The 4033-nt window shown below is 60.1% G+C and carries 4 protein-coding genes and 1 pseudogene; 2 read left to right on the forward strand and 3 right to left on the reverse strand.

What is annotated here, in order from left to right; translation table 11 throughout:
• Positions 1-68 precede the first annotated feature (68 nt).
• Positions 69-380, forward strand: a pseudogene (locus ACS5Q1_RS46530) (SDR family oxidoreductase); the annotation flags it as partial.
• 101 nt (positions 381-481) lie between these two features.
• On the opposite strand, the gene ACS5Q1_RS46535 reads toward ACS5Q1_RS46530, so the two are convergent.
• The 3 genes from ACS5Q1_RS46535 to ACS5Q1_RS46545 form a co-directional block, all read right to left on the reverse strand.
• Positions 482-688, reverse strand: coding sequence for a phasin family protein (locus ACS5Q1_RS46535; RefSeq protein ID WP_473104563.1), 207 nt, complete (start codon positions 686-688; stop codon positions 482-484).
• A 17-nt stretch (positions 689-705) separates the two neighbouring features.
• A complete protein-coding gene (locus ACS5Q1_RS46540) occupies positions 706-2109 on the reverse strand; it encodes an ISKra4 family transposase (RefSeq protein ID WP_473104564.1) in 1404 nt (467 codons plus the stop codon).
• 61 nt (positions 2110-2170) lie between these two features.
• Positions 2171-2860, reverse strand: coding sequence for a plasmid pRiA4b ORF-3 family protein (locus tag ACS5Q1_RS46545; RefSeq protein ID WP_473104565.1), 690 nt, complete (start codon positions 2858-2860; stop codon positions 2171-2173).
• A gap of 607 nt (positions 2861-3467) precedes the next feature.
• Between ACS5Q1_RS46545 and ACS5Q1_RS46550 the strand changes: the two genes are divergently transcribed.
• Entirely contained in the window at positions 3468-3857 is a 390-nt protein-coding gene (locus ACS5Q1_RS46550; RefSeq protein ID WP_473104566.1) for a hypothetical protein, read from the forward strand.
• The last annotated feature ends 176 nt before the right edge of the window (positions 3858-4033 follow it).

A 4033-nucleotide genomic window follows, 5' to 3' on the forward strand; every position in this document is an offset into this window, starting at 1 on the left:
ACGCCCGCTAGAGGAGGCGGAGCGGCTCCGCCGGCTGCCCTTACTCGCCGTCCTAGAAGCTGAACTAGAAGGGCCAGATGGGACAGGCGAACTACTCCGCCGCCAAGGCCGGCGTGATCGGCTTCGCCAAGGCGCTGGCGCAGGAGAATGCCAACAAGGGCGTCACCGTCAACGTGATCGCGCCGGGCTACATCGCCACCGAGATGGTGAAGGCGGTGCCCGAAGAGGTGCTCAAGTCGAAGATCCTGCCGCTCATTCCCGTCGGCCGCCTCGGCGAGGCGGAGGAGATCGCCCGCAGCGTGCTGTTCCTGGCCTCCGACGAGGCCGGCTTCGTCACCGGCTCGACCCTGTCCGTCAATGGCGGACAGTACATGGCTTAGGAATGCAGTGTTCCGCAGGCTGGATCGGCGAGAGTTGCACCCCACAGCAAAACGCCCGGTCTCAAGACCGGGCGCTCCGGCTCAATTGCGCAAATTCAGCGTTATTTTGCGCGCGTCGTGGACTTCACGGGAGTGAAGGTCGATTGCGCGGCAGAGTAGAGGGCGCCGAACGGCGCAAAGCTGTCCTGCGCCAGCTTGGCATAGAGTTCGCGGGTCTTCGCCGACTGAGCAACAAACCCTTCATAGGCGCTCTTCACATAGTCGGTCTGAACCTCGATCGCCTTGTCGAGCGCCTTGACGGAGAGCATGAGCTTTTGTGGGGCAGTTAAGCGACAGCCCGTCTGTGGCTCCTGTTGTTGTCGTTCATCATGCCGGGATACCATTGTTCGAATGCGGCACGCAGCGAGCCGTCCAGGGCTCTGGTCCGCGTCTGCAGGAGCAGATGAGCTCCGCGGCGGCTCCACTGCATCTGCTGCTTCTTGGCAAAGCGCTTGCTGACCACCGCATTCACCGTCGCCTCGACAAAGGCCGAGGAAATTCGTTCACCGGAGCGGTAGCGCTCGCCATAATTGATCAGGCTCGGCTCGTTGCTGGCGATGTAGACCTGGAACTCCCGCGTGGCGATCCTGAACTTGCGCAGGTTGGGATAGCGACTGTCGAGAGCTTCGAGATCGAGCACCAAATCAGCGATAGCCTCGCGAGCCCGATACGTGTTGCCATGCCAGAGGAACCATTTGATCCGGCGCAACTCATCAATCGCCGCCATTCCAGCTTCCTTGTCATGGTGCACCAGGCCCTGGGCGAACTGCCGCAGGACCGTGATCCGCATGGTGATGTGGAACCAATCGAGGACGTGCTCGCTACACGGACTGATCCGCTCGGCGAGGGAGCGGACCTCGTCCCCGCCGTCGGTGATGAAGGTCAGATCCTGATCCGCCTGGAAGCCCTGGCGGCGGAGGTGATCGATGATGCGACGCTGCGGCTTGCGATCATACCCATGGACGAAGCCGATGTACCGAGCCTCCCCCTCTTCGGGTATGGACCGACCGACGATCAGTTCGAAATTCCGCTTTCTGTCGCGCCAGTCGCGAATGTAGCCGCCGTCGAGGCCGATGACCATTCGTCCATCAGGGGTCGGCAGATCCTCCCAATCGCGAGGATCTGTACCTCCTGTGAATGTGGCTCGCTGCTCGGTGAGATCGCTCTCCATCCGCTCGGCTGCCCGCAGAACGTGCTGACGTACCGTCGTTGCGTTGACGCCGCTCACGACAGGCAGGACATCGGCCAGAAGTTCTGCCGCTGCCGCATAGGGCACAAGCGAGGCCCAGCGGGTCTCGAGGTACAGGCGCTCCGGCGCAACCTGGTCGGGGAGCAACTGCGTCAGTGGCGAGATCGTTGCCGGACCATTGGTCCGCCGCTCCTTGGGAACGTGGAAGCGTGGGCTTTTGAGCTGGACATTGCCGAACAGGGTCCGAAAGGTGACCGGGTAGCTGCCCTTGCACCGGAGCTTGCGACTGCTGACCTTGCAGTGCCGGTGGTTCTCAAGCCAGCCATTGACTTGAGCCTCAACGATCCGCTGCTGAGCGGCTGCCAGCAGGGTCTTACTCTCGGCCAGAGACAGGCCCAGATCTTCGGCCCGCTCGGTGATCTTCGTCAGGGATGCGATCTCCTCCGCGTCGCCAACGGTACCGTCATTTCCGACGATCTGAAGCATGATCCTGACCTGCATGGGACCTTCCGTGCACTCTTGGGAAGCCAGGACCCATTGCCGACCAACGGCTCTCACAGCCTCACCACTGCTGATGCATGAGGTCGAGATACTCGGTCTTGCTTAGCCGCTCGTTGACATCCTTGCGGGAGAACGGCTTGCCCTGCCACCCTTGGCGCTCCTCAAGGCGCTCCAAAGCCTCCCGGACCTGCTCGACCTCCTCGGCGTCGATGGAGGCGCCCGTGCTTCGCGTTAGAGCGAGCTGATCACCGAAATCGGCCAGGACGGCAAAGTCATGGCTGGTCTCCGGAGCGGTCCAGGCCTCACGCCGAGCCAGAAAGCCCGGCACCCCGCCGCAGTCCTCCGGCGGGCAGGATCCGTCCCCGTCCAGGCAAATGGGATAGCTTCTCCCAGGGTCAGCCTCATGCCGGCTCTCGAGGCGTACCTCGTGCTCCCATGGACCATTGAGGTCGTACTCGTAGCGAAAGCGCGTCCCTAAGCGGAGGCGCCGCTCTGAAAGCGGGACATCCGGGGATCGAGCTGCCAGTTCCAGGGAGCCGAACCGCCTGGCCCGGAGCGTGAACTGGAACAGGTGAATGCCCCCCCAGCCCATCACGACCTGGATGACACCGTGCAGCTCCCGCAGGGTCATACTGTGTCGCATCTGAATCCGCCGCCAGATCATGGGGCTGATCCCAAGCAGCCAGATTCTGAACTGCAGAATCTCTGGAGGATCGGGTGCCTCGCGTTCGGATGGAGTGCGCTTTGGCAAATGAAGGTGTCCCGCAGTCTTGTTTCGTCTGGCCGGAAACCTTGTACAGCCGGCCCGTTATCAAACTGCCCCACAACTCCTCATGCTCTCCAAGATCATGACGCTAACGATCGTGAAAGGAGGTTGAGCGGATATACTCACCTGCGGCCAGTAAGGGGGCTGAGAAGTTGGCGAAGGTTGTGGTCGGTTAAAGATCAAAAGAAAAGAGCCTGATGGAAGGACCGTCAGGCTCATGAGTCTAACCAGAGGGAACCAGTGAAGTTCATGAGGCCAACGGTCAAGCCTGATGCTGGTTCCCTCCTAAGCTCACAGATCGGCAAGATACTTTGCTGCTAGGAGTGCCAGCACAATAAGAACCAAGGCTCCGACCGCCAATGGTCCTTCGGCATAAGCGTCAAGCAACTTCCAAATACGCAGAGACAGGCGAGGCAATCTCACGTTTGTTCTCCCAAATCATGCCATTAAGAGTATCACGGAATAAGAACAAAAGCAGAACATTGTGGTCGGGCTGTGGATGACCGTGGCTTAGCTTTGCAATCCAGACCGGCATCAAAAAGCCGTCGATGCAGGTCAGCTTGGAGTAAGGAGTCCGACGAGGGCCAAGGCCATGCCGGATGTTGAAATGACGATCGGAGTCGCTCACGACAGGACCGCAACAGCCATCGGGATTGCGCCTCCTGGACGGCCACCATTGCAGCTGGTGCTCACACTTGACGAGCTTGATCAGCTGATCAGCGAACTTGGAACTGCAAGAAGCAAGATGGTTGAGGGGCAACCGCCCCCTGACTTTGAGAGCGAGGAAGTCACCATCAGCACGGTTGCCAATGCCAGGTGGTATATCCAAGCGTCTCCTCCAGAAGGGATTTTGCTGGCGTTTTATCATCCGAAGTTTGGATCTGTCGGATTTACCCTTCCAAGAGACCAGATCGCTCAAATCGTCAGCTTCCTGACAGAGAGGTTCATTCTCCAACCAACTCAATCAGCCGAAAAGCACTAGGCTCCGCTTTAGCGTCTGTTGTGATCCACGGATGCTGAGCCGCTACACTCATCTTAGTGGTGCATCCGGCAGGTTGCGGGGTATAATGGCAGCCCCTTCTGACCTGCTGGCGGAGGCGAGCCATGGCACCAGTCTGCTTACGGGAGATGACCGCTGCTGAGCATGCGGCGATCCAC

Source organism: Microvirga sp. GN3 (assembly GCF_055792825.1).

Bases quoted from the DNA above. Each gene is read 5' to 3' on its own strand.
- ACS5Q1_RS46535 (WP_473104563.1), bottom strand. From the start codon at position 688: ATGCTCTCCGTCAAGGCGCTCGACAAGGCGATCGAGGTTCAGACCGAC.
- ACS5Q1_RS46540 (WP_473104564.1), bottom strand. From the start codon at position 2,109: ATGCAGGTCAGGATCATGCTTCAGATCGTCGGAAATGACGGTACCGTT.
- ACS5Q1_RS46550 (WP_473104566.1), top strand. From the start codon at position 3,468: ATGCCGGATGTTGAAATGACGATCGGAGTCGCTCACGACAGGACCGCA.